This window comes from Streptomyces sp. NPDC056503, from assembly GCF_042794995.1.
GTDB lineage: Bacteria > Actinomycetota > Actinomycetes > Streptomycetales > Streptomycetaceae > Streptomyces.
The window spans coordinates 1-16,150 of record NZ_JBHTST010000005.1 but is presented as its reverse complement, the minus strand read 5'-3'; the positions used below and the strand labels follow the sequence as shown (position 1 = coordinate 16,150).

At 75.4% G+C, this 16,150-nt stretch carries 10 protein-coding genes; 8 read left to right on the top strand and 2 right to left on the bottom strand.

From position 1 onward, the window contains the following. The first annotated feature begins 107 nt into the window (after positions 1 to 107). From ACFQ8C_RS02360 to ACFQ8C_RS02325, 8 genes are all read left to right on the top strand, one after another. Positions 108 to 1,415, top strand: coding sequence for a cytochrome P450 (locus tag ACFQ8C_RS02360; protein WP_383451426.1), 1,308 nt, complete (start codon positions 108 to 110; stop codon positions 1,413 to 1,415). Between the two features lie 58 nt (positions 1,416 to 1,473). Continuing rightward, entirely contained in the window at positions 1,474 to 2,160 is a 687-nt protein-coding gene (locus ACFQ8C_RS02355) for a Crp/Fnr family transcriptional regulator (RefSeq protein WP_383451424.1), read from the top strand. Positions 2,161 to 2,322: 162 nt separating this feature from the next. Next, positions 2,323 to 3,210: a hypothetical protein gene (locus ACFQ8C_RS02350; protein WP_383451422.1), complete on the top strand. Its 888-nt coding sequence runs from the start codon at positions 2,323 to 2,325 to the stop codon at positions 3,208 to 3,210. Further along, positions 3,207 to 5,618: a hypothetical protein gene (locus ACFQ8C_RS02345; RefSeq protein ID WP_383451420.1), complete on the top strand. Its 2,412-nt coding sequence runs from the start codon at positions 3,207 to 3,209 to the stop codon at positions 5,616 to 5,618. Before ACFQ8C_RS02350 ends, ACFQ8C_RS02345 begins: the two co-directional genes overlap by 4 nt. A 117-nt stretch (positions 5,619 to 5,735) precedes the next feature. Then, a complete protein-coding gene (locus ACFQ8C_RS02340) occupies positions 5,736 to 6,962 on the top strand; it encodes a PE-PGRS family protein (protein WP_383451418.1) in 1,227 nt (408 codons plus the stop codon). Beyond that, positions 6,959 to 7,588 (top strand): Pycsar system effector family protein, encoded by a 630-nt coding sequence (locus tag ACFQ8C_RS02335; protein ID WP_383451417.1) that lies wholly within the window; start codon positions 6,959 to 6,961, stop codon positions 7,586 to 7,588. Before ACFQ8C_RS02340 ends, ACFQ8C_RS02335 begins: the two co-directional genes overlap by 4 nt. A gap of 893 nt (positions 7,589 to 8,481) precedes the next feature. Beyond that, on the top strand, positions 8,482 to 9,495 hold the full coding sequence (locus tag ACFQ8C_RS02330; protein WP_383451416.1) for a M48 family metalloprotease: 1,014 nt from the start codon (positions 8,482 to 8,484) through the stop codon (positions 9,493 to 9,495). Positions 9,496 to 9,685: 190 nt separating this feature from the next. Next, complete coding sequence (locus tag ACFQ8C_RS02325; RefSeq protein ID WP_383451414.1) at positions 9,686 to 10,378, top strand: 1,4-alpha-glucan branching protein; 693 nt, start codon at positions 9,686 to 9,688, stop codon at positions 10,376 to 10,378. Between the two features lie 25 nt (positions 10,379 to 10,403). On the opposite strand, the gene ACFQ8C_RS02320 is transcribed toward ACFQ8C_RS02325, so the two are convergent. Next, the gene (locus ACFQ8C_RS02320; protein WP_383451413.1) at positions 10,404 to 13,427 is read right to left on the bottom strand and encodes an AAA family ATPase; all 3,024 of its coding nucleotides are present in this window, start codon (positions 13,425 to 13,427) and stop codon (positions 10,404 to 10,406) included. 222 nt (positions 13,428 to 13,649) lie between these two features. Further along, positions 13,650 to 15,344: a S8 family serine peptidase gene (locus tag ACFQ8C_RS02315; RefSeq protein ID WP_383451594.1), complete on the bottom strand. Its 1,695-nt coding sequence runs from the start codon at positions 15,342 to 15,344 to the stop codon at positions 13,650 to 13,652. Positions 15,345 to 16,150 lie beyond the last annotated feature (806 nt).

Here is a 16,150-nt window from a genome sequence, read left to right as displayed (position 1 = left end):
CCGTCCGGCGGTGCGCTGTCGGCCCGCGCCGCCACGCCCCTACAGTGCGAGGTGACCGCGCCACCCCCGCACGCGAGGGCGTGTGGACGCCGAACAGGAGCCACGCCGTGGGCATCCCCGAACTCGACCCCGACCTCGTCGCCCGGTGGCACGCCGACGGCGGCGAACTGGTCGACCTGCTCACCCTCGTCCGCGAACGGCTCGGCGGCATCGGGGCGTTCCGCGCCGCTCCCGGGGCCGCGCCCACCGTGCTCGTCACCGACCCCGACGCCGTCCGGCACGTCCTCGCGCACCACCCCGACCGGTACGTCAAGCGCTCGCACCGCGCCCGCGTCCTCGTCGGCGACGGCGTCCTCTCCGCCACCGGAGACGCCTGGCAGCGCCAACGCCGGCTCCTCCAGTCCCAGTTCACCGGAACCGGGATGCGCCGGTACGAGGGGCGGATCACCGCCGCCGCCCAGGAGACCGCCGCGCGCTGGCGGGCGTACGCTCGCACCGGGGAGGCCTTCGACCTCGGCGCCGAGATGCGCCGCTTCGCCCTCGACACCATCTGGCGCGCCCTGACCGGACACCCGCTCGACCCCGGCACCGAGAGCGAACTCGCCGCCGTCGCCGCGGTCGTGGCCACCCTGCCGAGCCTGCCCGCCGACAAGGTGGCGGCCCGGGCGGCCGTCGCCGCCGACGTCGCCCGCGTCGACGCCGTCGCCGAACGGGCCGTCCGCGCCGCCCGGGACGACGGCGCCGGGCCCGACGGCCCCGGCCTGCTGCACGTGCTGGTCGAGGCGGCCGAGAGCCGCCCCGAGTACACCGACCGGCTCATCCGCGACGAACTCGTCACCCTCCTCGTGGCCGGGCACGAGACCACCGCCACCACCCTGACCTGGCTGTACCTCCTCCTCGGCCGTCACCCCGAGGCCCGCGAACACGCCCTCGCCGCCGGACCCGACGGCTCCCCCGAGCGACAGCGTGCCGTCCAGGCACTCGTCCACGAGACGCTCCGCCTCTACCCCTCCGCCTGGATCCTGCCCCGCCACGCCGCCGAGCCCGACACCCTCGCCGGCCACGAACTCCCCGCCGGGACCGACCTCCTCGTCTGCCCCTACCTCACCCACCGCGACCCCGGACTCTGGCCCGACCCCGAGCACTTCGACCCCACCCGCTTCACCACCCCCGGCCGCCGCCCCGGACACCCCGGCGCCTACCTGCCGTTCGGCATCGGACCCCGCGCCTGTCTGGGCCTCCAGTTCGCGCTCCGGGAGTCCACCACCCTCCTCGAACAACTGTTGCCCGGCCCCGTCCCCCGCCTCCTCGCCCGCCCGGAACGGACCGCCTACGGCCTCACCGTCCGCCCCGAGGGCTCCACGGCGGCCGTCCTCGCCGCCGAACGGGCGGATTGCCCGGCTCCGATGCGCTAACCTCCCGGCTTGTCCCGGGCACGGGCCCGGCCCGGAGAAGCCGGCGGGGAGAAGACAGGTGACGCAGTTCGAGGACCAGGTCCCCTTCGTGGCGCGGCTGGAATCCGACGACAGGCAGGCGCTGTTCCACAGCGGAAGCCCCCTCGTCTTCCCGGCGCGCCACATCCTGTTACGCGAGCACGAACCCTCCACGCACGTCCTCGTCATCCTCTCCGGATGGGCCAAGGTCACCTCCGCCGCGCCCAACGGGTACGAAGCGCTCCTCGCCCTCCGCGGCCCCGGCGACATCGTCGGCGAACAGGCCCTCCTCAGCGGCCGCCCCCGGGGCGCCACGGTCACCGCCCTCGAACAGGTCGACGCCCTCGCCTTCGACGCCGACCGCTTCGGCGCCCTGCTCGACGAACGCCCCGGCATCGCCCGCAAGCTGCTCGCCCTCACCGCCGACCGCACCCGCGACAGCGACCGCCGCCGCGTCCAGTACGCCTCGCTCAACGTGCAGGAACGCCTCGCGCTGCTGCTCCTCGAACTCATCCGCACGCACGGCGAGGAGTCCGCCGACGGCGTCCAGCTCACGGCCGGACTCACCCAGAGCGAACTCGCGGGCTCCGTGGGCGCCTCCCGCGAGGCCGTCGCCCGCCTCCTGAAGCAGCTGCGCGAACGCGGCATCGTCCGAACGGGCAGGCGCGGCCTCGTCGTCGTACGACCTGACGTACTCCGCCGGATAGCGCGCGCCGGCACCAGCTGAGAGCCGCCGGGCGCCCCCGCGCGCCGACCTCCGGGGTGCCCTTCTGTGCACACGGTCACATTCGGGGTGTGCCCGGTGCCGTCGCCCCCGTCGCCCCGCGACTGACATCGTCGCGATGACCCCACGGCCCCTCGAAGGCCCTGTCACCAGTGGAAGGCGTCCATGCGCGAGCCTGTCAACCGGACCATCCTGCTCCTCGACATCGAGAGGTTCAGCCGTCGCGACGACGTGGTGCAGGCCGTGCTGCGGCGCGGCCTGAACACGATCGTGGACCAGACGCTGGAAGCCGCCGGCGTCGAGCCCACCCAGCAGTACCGCGAGGACCGGGGCGACGGCCTCATCGTGCTCCTCAGCGGCGACGTGGCCAAGACCGCGCTGCTGCGCGCCCTCCTCACCACCGCGCGCGACCTGCTCCACGAGCACAACCTGCTGGCCTCGGACAGCGCCCAGATGCGGCTGCGGATGGTCCTCGCCGTGGGCGAGGTCGCCCACGACCCGCACGCCGGGACCACCGGCGGCGTCGTGGGCCACGACCTCAACCAGGCGTGCCGGCTGCTGGACGCCGACGTCCTGCGCACGGCCCTCGCCGCGCGCCCCGACGAGCACGCCGTCCTCGCCGTCAGCGAGCCCGTCTACCAGGGCATCGTCCGGCACGGGCACCGGGGCGTCAGGCCGGAGCTGTTCCGGCCCGCCGACGTGGTGGTGAAGGACGGCGTGCTGGCCGCCTGGATCCACCAGGGTGCCGCGGGCCCGGCCACGCACACGGGCCCGGCCGCACCCGCGGGCCCGGCCGCGCACACGGAACCGGCCGCGCACACGGAACCCGCCGCCCCCGCCCCTCGGGCCGAGGCCGCCTCGACCGCCGCCGGGCGACCCGCGCCCGTCTTCCACTTCCACGGCAACCCGGTGGTCCACGGCTCCTTCGTCGCCGGGGACCAGCACGGGGTGAGCGGTGGCACCGTCCACGGCGACGTCGTCCTCGGCGGCAGCCGTCACCGGGACCCGCGCGGCGCCGACGGCGCCGACGGCGCGGAAGGGAGCCAGGCGTGAGCACCCCGCAGGAGCAGCCTCCCGCCCCCGGGGAGCCGGGCGCGGCGCCGTACACCGGGGCGGCCGTCCCGCCGCAGTCCGACGGCGCCCCCGCCGTGGGCGCGCACGAGGAGCACGAAGAGGCCGACACCGAGACCGAGCACGCCTGGCACTCCCGCCGCGACCTCTACCGGCACAGCCCCGCCTTCATGCTCGGCCGCTCCGCCCGCGTCGGCGGCTCCGTCGTCGGCGGCGACCAGCACGGGGTGAGCGGCGGGCAGGTCACCGGCGACGTCATCCTCGGCAGCAAGGTCGAGTACCACTACGGCGGCGACACCGAGGAGCGCTCCGGCGAGATCCCCGTCGCCGAAGTCGAGTCCCTGGCCGCGTACTTCGTACGACCGCGCGGAGAAGGCCGTGAGGGTCGGCAAGACCGGGAAGGTCGGGAAGACCGGCAAGGCCGGGAAGACCGGGAAGGCGCCGGGGACGGTGGCGGTGACGGGGAGGGCCAGGAGGCCGACGGGCCGTTCGGGCTCGCCCTCGACGCGCTCCGGAAGCACCGCGTCGTCATCCTCTCCGGACCGGCCACCACCGGACGCCGCGCCGCCGCCCTCATGCTGCTGCGCGAGGCGGGCTCCCGCTCCTACCGGGCCCTCGACCCGGGGCTCGGGGCCGGCCGGCTCGCCGCCGAACTCCGCGACGGCTGCGGCCACCTCGTCGCCGACTTCGCCGCCACCGCCGAACGCCCCCTGCGCGAACACCACCTGCGCGCCCTCAGCGAACGGCTCCACACCACCGGCGGCCACCTCGTCCTCGTCACCGGACCACACCCCGTCGTCCCCACCGGCACCGGCCACGTGCCCTGGAGGCCGCCCGAGCCCGAGGCCCTCCTCGCCGGCCACCTGCGCACCAAGGACCTGGCCGGCCGACACGTGGCCGAACTCCTCGGACTCGCCGAGGTCAAGGCCGTCCTCGCCCAACACCGACCGGTCGCCGAGACGGCCCGCTTCGCCGACCACGTCGCCGGCCACGCGCGCGGCACGGTGACGCTCGCCGCGCTCGGCTCCTTCGGCCACATCGCCGCCGAACGGCAGGTCCGCGCCTGGTTCGACAGCGCCGAACACACCCTCCACGACAAGGCGTTCCTGATCGCCCTCGCCACCTTCGACGAGGCCCCCTACCCGCTCACCGCCGAACTCGGGGACGTCCTCTACGGGCTCCTCCAGCGCATCGAGAACCCCGGCGAGCCGGCCCGCATCCCCGTCTTCGGCACCTCCAGCGCCCAGCGCGTCGAGCAGGCCCTCGCCGAGCGGTACCAGGAACCGGAGGAGACCGAGTGGGGGCCGGTGCTCCAGACCAAGGTCCAGTTCCGGGACAAGCTCACCCCGCTCACCCTGCTCCGCGAGGTCTGGACCGGCCACCCCTCGGCCCGCCCCGCCCTCGTCGACTGGCTGCGGCGGCTCGCCGACGACCCGAGGCCCGTCGTCCGCACCAGGGCCGCCGCCACCGCCGCGGTCATGACCGAGGCGGACCTGCCGTCCGCGATGGCCCTCCTCGTCCGCGGCTGGGCGGGCGACCGCCGCCTGAGGGCCCGGCTCGCCGCCGCCAACGCCCTCGCCCTCGCCCACCACCTCGGCGCCCCGCACGTCTCGCGCATCCTCGCCGAGTGGTGCACCGCCCCCGACCACCGGCTGCGCTGGACCGCCGTCCGCGCCTACGCCCTCGTCGGCGACGCCTTCCCCCACGAGGCGCTGCTCGCCCTCACCGAGGCCGTCCGGGGCATGGAAGCGCGCGGCGGGCCCGTACGCGGCTGGACGGAGGAACGCGAGGACCTCGCCCAGTCCGCCGCCGCCCTCCTCCTCGCGGGCGGACAGGAGGCCGCCGGACGGGGCGACTGGAGCGCCGCCGCCGACCTGTGGGTCGACCTGCCGGGACTCGCCCGCGGCACCACGCGCGACTTCGTCCTGCGCGCCATGGTGCACGCCTGCGGCCCCACCGACGGCCCCGACGGCTTCGGCCGCCCGCTCCTGCTCGACCTGCTCGGCCGGGCCGACCCCACCCCGGGCACGGACGGGGCCGCGCTGCGCCAGGCCCTCGCCGCGCTCTGGCGGAGCGTCCTCAACGACCCGGTCTGCTCGGCGTCCGGGCTCCACGCGCTGCGCGTCTGGGTGCGGGCCGCGGACTCCGACCCGGGCGCAGAGGCCGCGCTCGCCGGGCTGCTGCCGCTCCTCGCCGTCTCCGTCGAGGACCACCGGCGCCTCGCCTACCTCCTGGAGAACCTCCGGACCGAACCGGTGGACGCCGGCCTCGGTGCCGTACCGGTCGCCGTCGCCCTCCGGCTGCGCGCGGGGCTGGCCGGGCCGCGCACACCGGCCGCTTCGGGCCCCGCAGGACCCTCAGCCTCGTCAGCCCCCTCAGCCTCCTCCTGAACCTCCAGATCCTCCGGCCCTCCCTCTCCCGGTGACCCACCGGTGCGCATCCCCGGGCGGGCGGCCTCCGCCGAGGCCGACCGCGACGTACGAACCGTTTCAAGGAGCAGCGTCACGATGATGAGCCAGCCGCCCCAGTGGCAGCAGGACGCCAACCGCCACACCGTCCTCGTCGACCCCGTGATCACGATCCAGGAACTGTCCCGCTTCAAGCCCCTGCGGGCCACCCGCATCGACCACGCGCTCGTCTTCACCACCCCGCAGGGAGCGCTCGACGCCTTCCTGCCGCCGAGCCGGCCGAGCCGCACCGAGCTCGCGACCCGCCGCTGGACGAGCGTGTACGAGGTCGACACCGGCCGCCACGAGGCGACCGCCCCGCTCACCCTCGCCAGCCAGAACGACGCCTTCCTCTTCGAGGTCTCCCTCGACTGCACCTGGCAGGTGACCGACCCCGCCGCGTTCGTCGCCAGCGGCGAGCGCAACGTACCGGCCCTCGTCCAGCGTTCCGTCGAGCAGATCGTCCGGCCCGTGCTCCGCGGCTACACCATGGAGGACAGCGCCGCCGCCGAACTCCACGCCCGCAAGGCCATCGAGGGAGCGGGACCGATCGGCGCGGGGGCCGGGCTCGCCGTCCACTGCGCCCTGCAGATCCGGCGCGACGAGGCGACCCTCGAACAGGCCCGTCGGCTCCGGGAGATCGAGTTCGCCCGCCAGCAGCTCGAACCCCAGCACGTCCTCCTCATGCGCGAGGACGAACTGGCCGCGCAGCGCGCCCTCACGCAGGGCCGGCAGCAGCACCAGGTCGAACTCGAACGCCAGGCCCTCGACCACGAGCGCCGGCTCGCCCGCGGCCACCAGGAGCTCGAACTCCAGGCCATCGAGGCGCAGAAGATCGACTTCTACACGTACTACCTGGAGCGCGGCGGCCCCGCGGCCATGGCCTTCCAGCTCGCCCGGCACCCCGAGGACACACGCCTCATCATGGAGAACCTTCGGACGGACCAGCTCCGCCTGATGGACAACCAGCTCAAAGTCGCCCTCCAGGCGCTGGGCGGCGGGCCCGGCGGCCTGGAAGAGCACCAGATGGACGAGCCGCGGCGGCTCGCGGCGAACGTCATGAAGGAGGTCCTCAGCGCCAAGCTGTACCAGGGCGGGGTACAGCAGCTGCCGCCCGGCGGCGCCGAGGGCGTCGCCGCGGCCCCCGAGACCGGTACGACCCCGGCGGGGCCCGGCCCGATCCCGCCCCAGGCACCGCCGCCGCCCACCGAGGACGGCGCCGTCCCGCCCCCGCCCGCGGACCCGCCCGTCTTCGGCTACCCCGCGCCCCCGAGGCCGCCGCGATGAGCGCCCCGGACCCGGCGGCGGTGCCGGTGACAGGACCGGCGGCAGGGACGGGCACGGTGCCGGCGACAGGACCGGAGCCGGAGCCGGGGTTGGGGCCGGGCGCGGAGCCGGGCGCGGTGCCCGCCCCGGTGCCGGGCCGGAGGACGGCCGAACGCCTCCTGGCGGAAGTGCGCCTGGAGGCCGCCCGCGCCGACACCAAGGGCTCCGTGCTCGTGGCCGCGCAGGGCATGGCCGCGGCCGCGCTCGTGGGCGTGCTCGCCGTCCGCGGCTGGCACCCCTCGCAGCTCGCCGTCGTAGGCCAGGTGATGTGGTGGGCGGGCGCCGCGTGCTTCCTCGTCTCCCTGATCGCCCTGCTCATGGCCGTCGTCCCGCGCTACCGCGCCGTCGACTGGAGCCCCGGCACGCCGCTCACCCACTTCGCCGACATCCAGGGCGCCGCGCGCCACGGCCTGGCCGCATTGGAGGAGGCGCTGCGGGAGACCGACCGGACGCCGGACGCCGCCGTCCTCGGCTCCCTCGTCGAGAACAGCCGGATCGTCTCGATCAAGTACGGCTGGCTGCGGGCCGGCATGGCCGGCTTCACCGTGGCCCTGGTCCTGCTGCCGGGCGCCCTCCTGGCCGGCTGACCCGCCGCCCCCGCCCCGGACCGCACACCACTCCAGGAGACACCGCCATGGCCGACCCCGCAGCGCCCCCGCCCCACCCGGAACCGCCCGCACCCGCCCCTCCGGCGGAGACACCCCCGCCCCGCCCGCAGCAGCCCCTCCCGCCGTACCCGGGCGGTACGGCTCCGGCGTACCCGGAAGAGTCGGCTCCGGAGTACCCGGAGTCGGGTCCGCCGCCGTATCCGGGCGATTCGGCCACGGCGTATCCAGGTCAGTCGGCCCCGCCGTACCCGGGCGAGCAGGCCCCGCCGTACCCGGACTCGGGTCCGCCGCCGTATCCGGGCGAGCCGAGCCCGCCGTACCCGGAGTCGGGTCCGCCGCCGTACCCGGGCGATCCGGCCCCGCCGTACCCGGGCGATCCGGGTCCCCGGGCGTACCCCGGCGAGGCTCCGGCGTATCCCGGTGAGACGCCCCCGCCGTACCCCGCGCCCGGTCCGGCGGCCGATCCCGGCGAGGCGGCCCCGCCCTACCCGGGTGGTGGCCCCGAAGTGGCCGGGCGGGTGCCGGAGGTGTCGGCGCCGCCGTCGGCCCGCCCGGTCGACCCCCGGGCGTCGTACCCGGCCACCCCGCTCCCCGGGCCGACCGCGCGCCCTCCGCGTCAGGGGTCGGAACCCCCGGCGTATCCGGGGGAGGTGGCTCCGGCGTACTCCGAGCCCGGCCCTCCTGCGTACCCGGGCGGCCCGGTTGTCGGGGCTGCACCGCCCGCGGCGGTCCCGGTTCCCGGGCCCGCCCCCGCCCCGCCGCACCCGGGTGAGGCCCTGCCCGCTCCGGCGTACCCCGTCGCGCCGGGTGTCGCGCCGCCTCCTTCCGTCCCGTACGGGGAGGGGACCGACGAGCGGCGCGACGACCTCGAAATGGACACCGGACGACGGTTGGTGAAGGCCCGTCAGCGCGGGATCGACGGCGCCGCGCTGTCGCATCTGCTGCTCACGGTGCCGATCGGGATCATCAGCCTGGGTGTCGTCACGGTGCTGTCGGCGATCGTCCACATCGCCCTCGGCGTCGTCCTGCCGATCGTCTGGCTGCTCTCCGGGCCGCTCGTCTTCAACCGGCGGGTCGAGAAGGCCATCGCCCAGCGGCTGTTCGGGATGCGGAGGCCTTCGGCGGAGGAGGCTCGGCGGCTCGACGCGGTGTGGGAGCAGGTCACCCGGCGCGCGGGGGTCGACCGGGAGAACTACGAGCTCTGGATCCAGGAACGGACCGAGCTCAACGCGACGGCGGCCGCGGGCCACATCGTGGCCGTCACCCGGCACGCGCTGGACCGGCTGTCCGACACCCGGCTGGCCGCGGTGCTCGCCCACGAGCTCGGGCACCACGTGGGAGGGCACACCTGGGCGGCGATGCTGGCCGACTGGTACGCGATGCCGGCCCGTGTGGCGGGACGCCTGATCCTGACGCTGATCGTGTTCCTCTTCGGCGTCAGGAACAAGGCGGGCTTCGCCTGCGGTGGTTGCCTCACCCTGATGATCGGCTGGCTGGTCTTCAGCCTCACCGTCGTACAGGGCATGTGGTGGCTGGTCGTACCGGTCGCGGTCGCGCCGCCGCTCGTCGCCTGGCTGCACCGGCACGCCGAGTTCAAGGCCGACGCCTACGCCGTGGGCCTCGGCTTCGGGGAGGCGCTGGAGGACGTCCTCGTACGGGAGGGCCGGGGCGAGCCGGCACAGGCCCCGCCCGGAACGCCTCTGCCGCCCGGACCGCCCATGCCCCCCGGGACACCGGTGCCGCCCGGAACGGTGCCCCTCCCGCCCGGAACGCCCGTGCCGTCCGGGCCCGTCGGCGGAGGGCTCGCTCCCCGGTCCGCCCATGCCAACGTCGAGGCCCGGCTGCGGAACGTGCGGCTCGTCATGAGCGGCCGGCTGCGGCGCTGAAAGCCCGGTCCGGCGGCCGTGCGCGGGGGTCACGGTCGCCGGGCCCGCCGTGGCGAGCGGCATGACGAAGGCCGTGCCGACGGGCGCCCGGTCGCCGACGGCGGAGAGGGACGCCCCGGCCCGAAACGACCTGACGTCCGCTCTGTTACGTTGACGGCTCCCGGTCCCGAGGAGAGGAAGCGACCCTGCCATGGCCCTCATCCACCACACCACGATGCGGCCGACCAAGCTGGAGCTCATCGCCGACTGGCTGCCGACCCGCGCGTGGTACGCCGCCGGGCCGCGGGGGCCGCTGCCGGTGAAGGCGGGCGGGTTCCGGATCGACGACCCCGAGGGCGAGGTGGGCATCGAGTTCATGGCCGTCTCCGACGGCGAGGGCCCGGAGGCGGTGACGTACCTGGTGCCGTTGACGTACCGGGGCAAGCCCCTCGACGGCGCCGAGCACGCCCTCATCGGGACCTCCGAGCACGGTGTCCTCGGCACCCGCTGGATCTACGACGGCGCCCACGACCCGGTCCTCGTCGGCCAGTTGTACGCGATGCTCGCCGGGCGGACGGTGCCGCAGCACCAGTCCGTCAGCGACGCCGTCGACCGGACCGTCGCCGCCGCCCTCGACGCGGCGGCCGTCACCACCGGGGACGCCGAGGCGCTGGACGCCGTCGACGGCGGCGGCCACACCGACGTCCGGGTCCGCGTGGGCGAGGCCGCCGAGCCCCTCATCCTGCGCTTCCGTCGCGTCCTGCGGCCGGACGACACGGACGGCACGGGAGACGCGGAAGGCGACGGCGCCGTCCTCCTCGGCCACGTCACCGCCGAGTGGACCCCCGGCGGCGCCGAGGGCGTCACCGCCCGTGGGGCGTACGTGACCCTCCACCGCGCCTGACGCGAGCCCGGGCGCTCCGTCCGCCTCAGGGGCGGAGCGCAGTCGCCAACTGGGCGCGGGAGCGGACGTCCAGCTTCTGGTAGATGCGGGTCAGGCGCGCCTCCACCGTCTTGACGCTGAGGAAGAGCTTGGCCGCCGCCTCCTGGTTCGAGGCGCCCTGGCCCACCAGCCGGGCCAGCCGCAGCTCCGCCTCGGTCAGCGACGCCAGCGCCGTGGTGACCTCGTCGCCGCCCGGCGCCGCCCCCGGCAGCTCGCCGGCCGGCGCCTCCGAGGTCAGCGCCAGCCAGGGCACCGCCCCCGCCCGCTCGAAGATCGTGGCCGCCGCGTGCAGCGCCGTCTGCGCCGCCGAGCGGCGCCGCCGCTTGCGCTCCACCCGGGCCAGCGCCATCAGCGCCCGGCCCTGCTCCAGGGGCAGGCCCGCCTCCGCGAACCGCCCCGCCGTCCCGGTCAGCAGCTCCGCCGCCTCGTCCGTCCGGCCCTCCGCGGCCAGGCACAGCGCCTGTGCCCGGTCGCAGCCCAGCAACACCGTGGTACGCCCCAGTCGTTGGGCGACCGGACGCACCTCGGCGAGCAGTGCGAGCGCGTCCTCGACGGCGTCGTGGGCGAGCAGTGCCTCCGCCAGCTCCTCGTGCCAGCGCAGCATCGACGGGTCGACCGTCGACTGCGCCCGCTCGTCGGTCTGCACCCGGCGCAGCGTCTCCAGGGCCGCCGCCACGTCGCCGTTGATCAGCTGGACCCGTCCGAGGGCGTACCGGCTGCGCGAGAGGAAGACCCGGTCGCCCTCCTCCTCCGAGGCCTGCACGCTGCGTCGCGCGTAGCTCGCCGCCCGGCCCAGGCTGCCGCCGGCCGTCTCGGCGAGCGCCAGCGCGTACCAGGCGGGGCCGGGGGACAGGCCCGCTTCGAGGGTGAGCGCCAGTGACTGGCCCGCGTGCGCGAGCGCCGCCGCGCAGGCGCCGATCCGCGACTCGATCTCCGCGAGCGTACGGAACAGCTCGATGGCGTCCTCGACCGATCCGCGCCGCTGCACCAGCGGCAGCAGCGCGTTCAGCTCGTCCCGGGCGTCGTTGAGCCGGTCGTCGAAGAGCGCGTGACGGATGGTCAGGATCTGGGCGGCGTTGCGGATTCCCAGCGGCCGCTCGGTCAGCTCCAGTTCGCGGGCGCGGGCGAGCACCGGTTCGGAGTCGGGGGAGCCGAGGGCCCGTTCCATGCGCGCCTGGACGGTCAGCGCCTGCGCGGCCGTGCGCGGGTCGCCGACCGACGCGGCGAGCGCCGCGGACTCCATCGCGGCCGTCCGCGAGCGCTCCGGATCGCCGTCCGCCAGCACGTACTTGACGGCCAGGCGCAGCTGCACGGCGGCCCGGAGCGCGGTCTCGCCCTCCGAGTCCTCCATGGCGTGCACGTACATGTCGTCGAGGTCGGTCAGGCCCTGCCCGGCGGTGTCCAGGACCGCGAGGCGGGCCCGCACCCGGTCCGTGGGGGAGGCGTCCCGGGCGAGCAGGTCGGTGGTGGCCCGCATCGCGAGGTCGGCGCGGGCGGCCCGGGCCGCCTCCTCGGCCGCGTCCACGAGGCGGGCGATCCGCCGCGCCCCATCCCGGCCGGGCGTCGACTCGGCTGCCAGCAGGGCCAGTTCGGCGGCGAGCGCGTTGTTCCCGCGGCGCCGGGCGGTCTCCGCGGCGGCCGCCACCTCGGCGGCCAGCTCCTCGTCCGGCCGGTCGGAGGCCAGCGCCCGGTGGCGTACCGCCTCCACCGGGTCGTCCACGACCTCGGCCAGCGCCGCGTGCCCCGCGCTGCGCTCCGCCCAGCAGGCGTCGTGCACCAGCGTGGACGGCAGCAGCCCGGCGGTGAAGACGAGCGAGCCGTCCTCGGCGAGCGACACCAGGCCGGCCCGCTCGGCCGCCGCGAGGTCCGCCTCGGCGTTGGGCCGTCCGGCCCGCCGCACCAGCGTCGCCGACGGGCGCAGCGCGAGCGCCGCGAGCAGCAGGGTGGCCCGGACCGGAGGGGGAGCGGCGCCCAGGAGCTGGCGGGCGAGGTCGCGGGCACGGCCTGAGAGGGTCAGTGCCTCCGCGTGGTGGACGGGCGTGCGGGCGTCGGCGAGGGAGCGGCCGACGGCGAGCGCCAGCCGCGGGTTGCCGCCGCTGGCGCGGTGGATGCGGCCGGCCATCCGGGACGGCAGCCGGTGGTGGATGAGGAGCTCGGCGATCTCGTCGGCCTGGAGCGGCGGCACCAGCAGCAGGTCGGCCTCGGACGGGACCCACAGGTGCGCCGAGTGTCCGGCGCCCGGCCGGCCGGGGAGTCCGCCGGCGCCGGTGCCGGGGTCCGGCTCGTCGGCGCGGTGGGTGTCCCCGTACGGCTCGGGGGTTTCGACCGCGACCACCCGCAGCGACGGCGGGGCGAGGTGCAGGGCGAAGCGGAGCAGGTCGGTGCTGTCGGGGTCGAGGAACTCGGCGCCGTCGACGACGAGCAGCACCGGCCCCCGCGAGGTCAGCACGCGCAGGATGCGGGCGATCCCCAGGCGCAGGGCGATCGGGTCCCAGCCGCCCTGCTGGATGGGTGCCTCGCGGCAGAGCATCGCGACGGCGGTGCGCTGCGGCCCCGGCAGGTCGTCGAAGACGCCGGAGGCGAAGACCCCGGAGGGGAGGGCGTCCGCGGCGGAGCGCGCGGGGATGCCGGACCGGAGGTCCTCACCGGCTCCCGGCTCCGGGCGCGCGGCCGGTTCCGCGCGCGGAACCGACTCGGAGCGCGGGCCCGGCCAGGCGACGGTGGCCGCGACGGAGGCCACCAGGGCGGCCGCGGCGGCGCCGGGAATCGCGCGGTCGGCGGGGAGTGCGGCGAGCCACAGCACGGTCTCGCCGCGGGCCTCGGCCCGGGCGGCGGCGGCCAGCGCGACCTCGGTCTTGCCGACGCCGGCGGGGCCCGTGAGCAGGGCGCGGCCGCGTGCGTGGAGGACGGATTCGAGGCGGCTGAGCAGCTCCTCGCGGCCCACCGGGGCCGGGGGACCGGCCGTGCCGGGGGTGCGTGCGGGCAGGGGGCCGTTCGGAACCGTCGTCACCTGGTCGCCACCTCCGCCCGTGGGCCCCGCCCATGAGCCCTGCGCAGAGGATACGGAGCCCACCCGTTCCGTCCAGGGGCCTTGTCCGGCATACGGACACCCGGCACCGTGCGCGGTCCCTTCCGTAACTGCGCGACACCCCCGTGGTGTAGACCACGGGGGTGTCGCTGACCAGCGATGATGCTGGTGTGGGGGGTGGTGTTACGTCGGTGGAGCGGTGGCTCAGAAGGTGAGGCTCCAGGAGTCGATGTAGCCGGTGTCACCCGAGGCCACATCGCGGACCTGAAGCTTCCAGGTGCCGTTGGCGACCTCGCTGGAGGCGTCGACCGTGTACGTCGCGATGACGTTGTCGGCGCTGTCCGAGGAGGAGGACGCCTTCAGGTTGCGCACCGTGCCGTCGGGGGCGACCAGGTCGACGACCAGGTCCCCGCGCCAGGTGTGCTTGATGTCCACGCCGACCTTGAGGGTGGCGGGGGCGTTGCCGGTGCGGCCGGTGACGGCGATCGAGGACGACACGGTGGTGTTGTCGGAGATCGTCACATTGTTCGCGTTGGTGAAGACGGTGCCGGGCTGGGTGGTGCCGGTGACCGCGTCCACGGTCTTGGCCGCGTCGGCGATGCCGGTGCCGCAGCCGCCGGAGCAGGTGCCGGGCAGCGGGCGGGCGTTGTTCTTGATCGCCGACTCGATCTCGGCCGGGGTGAGGGTGCTCTTGGCCGACTTCAGGAGGGCGGCGAGGCCGGCGATGTGCGGCGCGGCCATGGAGGTGCCCTGGTAGGGCTTGTAGTTCTCGGCCGACTGGGTCGTCGTGCCCGAGTTCAGCGTGGAGTAGATGCCGTTCTCGGGGGTGGTGACGGTGCCGGGCGTGTCGGTGGCGCGGCGGGTCTCGCCGCCCGGGGCGGACACGTCCACCAGGGTGCCGTAGTTGGAGTAGTACGACCGGTTGCCCTCGCGGCTGGTCGACGCCACGGTGATGACGTTCGAGCAGTTCGCGGGAGTGAAGCCAGAGGTGTTGGCGTTGCTGTTGCCCGCGGCGACGACGACGGTGGTACCGCGCGAGACGGCGCCGTTGATCGCGGTCTGGTAGACGCTCGGGCAGGTGGAGCTGGCGCCGCCCAGGCTCAGGTTGATGACCTTGGCCGGGGTCGGGTTGGCCGGGACGCCCGACACGGTGCCGCCGGAGGCCCAGGTGATGGCGTCGGCGATGTCGGAGGACGAGCCGCCGCACTTGCCGAGGACGCGCACGGGCTGGATCTTCGCGTTGTACGCGATGCCCGCGATGCCCTTGGAGTTGTGGGTGACCGCGGCGATGGTGCCCGCCACGTGGGTGCCGTGCCAGGAGGAGTTGGAGGCCGTGGAGCCGGTGCCGCACTCGCCGGCGGTGGCGTTCCAGTCGCCCTCGTCCTTGGCGTCCGCGTCCCGGCCGTTGCCGTCGCGGGCGTCGGTGGAGGTGGAGATGAAGTCGTAGCCGGCGACGACGTTGGACGCCAGGTCCGTGTGGGCCGCGTAGCCGGTGTCGATGACGGCCACGGTGACGCCCGAGCCGGTCGTCTTGTCCCAGGCCGACGGGACGTTCATGCCGCCGGTGGCCTCGACGAGGTCCCACTGCTTGGCGTAGTCGGTGTCGTTCGGCGTCACGGCCATGGCGTAGGCGCGGACGTCCGGCTCGACGGTGGCGACGGACGGGTCGGCGCGGAAAGCGGCCATGACCTCGTTCACGTCCTGCGGAGAGGCGGAGTCGCCCAGGTCGACCAGGGCGCCGCCGCCGGAGAGGCGGCGCTCGAAGGAGAGCTCCTCGCCCGTCTTCGCGGCCTTCTCGGCGGTGTCGGTCTTCGCGGCCGAGTTGGAACCGGCCTCGGCGGCCTGGCTCTTGTAGGTGACGATGACCTTCTCGACCGGAGCGCTCGGGAGCGCCCGCATGGTCTGCGAAGCCGGAGCCGGAGCCGGCTTCGGCGAGGGAGCGGCCGGAGCGGCGGCGAACGCCCCGGTAGTGGTGACAGCGGCACCGATGATCGCGGCGGTGGCGACCACGGATATGACTCTCCGCCTGGAACCGTTCAAAGTGATTGGCCCTTTCGAGTACGACGTGGTTGCGGGCAGTGGCGGCGGCGCGGGAGGCACGGTGCGAAGTGGGGTCGCGGCCGTGTTCCCTGGGCTGGGGAGCCCGTGCGCCGCCACCGGCGCCGACGGCCCGGGTCAAGGCCGTCACCGGCGGCGGTCTCCCCGCATGCACCTGTCAGGTGCGATGCGGGGGATGATATCCGCCGGTGCGGAGGACAGTAGGGAACGCGGAGGTGAACGCGATACGGGGAAAACCCTTGTCACCCCTCACCGCCGGGGAGGGGGTCCCCCCGAGGGGATCGCCCGGGAGGTCCGGCGGTCCGGCCCCACCGAGCCCTCGACGGCCCGAAGGCCCGCCTCCGCGAGGCGAACTGGCCGGATCCGACCCGTTCGCGGGCACGTATGGGGGGCGCGCAGGGGGGTGCGCGTGGGCCGCGTGGGCGGGGGAGGGGGTGAGGGTGAGGGGTAGGGGTGCGGACCTCGGATGCTGAATATCGGATCCGATACCCCGGAGAGCGGATCCGGTAAGGGGCTGGACGGTGGATCCGGTATCGCGGAGGTTGGATCCGGTCTGGGTTGGATATCGGATCCGGTCTCCTGGATACCGGTTACCGGATCCAGTCCCGGGCTGGGTATTGGATCCGATGTCCCGGATGCCGGAGGCC

What these genes read in the sequence shown, in the direction of transcription:
- ACFQ8C_RS02350 (WP_383451422.1), top strand. Translation starts at nt 2,323, where the DNA reads ATGCGCGAGCCTGTCAACCGGACCATCCTGCTCCTCGACATCGAGAGG.
- ACFQ8C_RS02340 (WP_383451418.1), top strand. Translation starts at nt 5,736, where the DNA reads ATGATGAGCCAGCCGCCCCAGTGGCAGCAGGACGCCAACCGCCACACC.
- ACFQ8C_RS02335 (WP_383451417.1), top strand. Translation starts at nt 6,959, where the DNA reads ATGAGCGCCCCGGACCCGGCGGCGGTGCCGGTGACAGGACCGGCGGCA.
- ACFQ8C_RS02330 (WP_383451416.1), top strand. Translation starts at nt 8,482, where the DNA reads ATGGACACCGGACGACGGTTGGTGAAGGCCCGTCAGCGCGGGATCGAC.
- ACFQ8C_RS02325 (WP_383451414.1), top strand. Translation starts at nt 9,686, where the DNA reads ATGGCCCTCATCCACCACACCACGATGCGGCCGACCAAGCTGGAGCTC.
- ACFQ8C_RS02315 (WP_383451594.1), bottom strand. Translation starts at nt 15,344, where the DNA reads ATGCGGGCGCTCCCGAGCGCTCCGGTCGAGAAGGTCATCGTCACCTAC.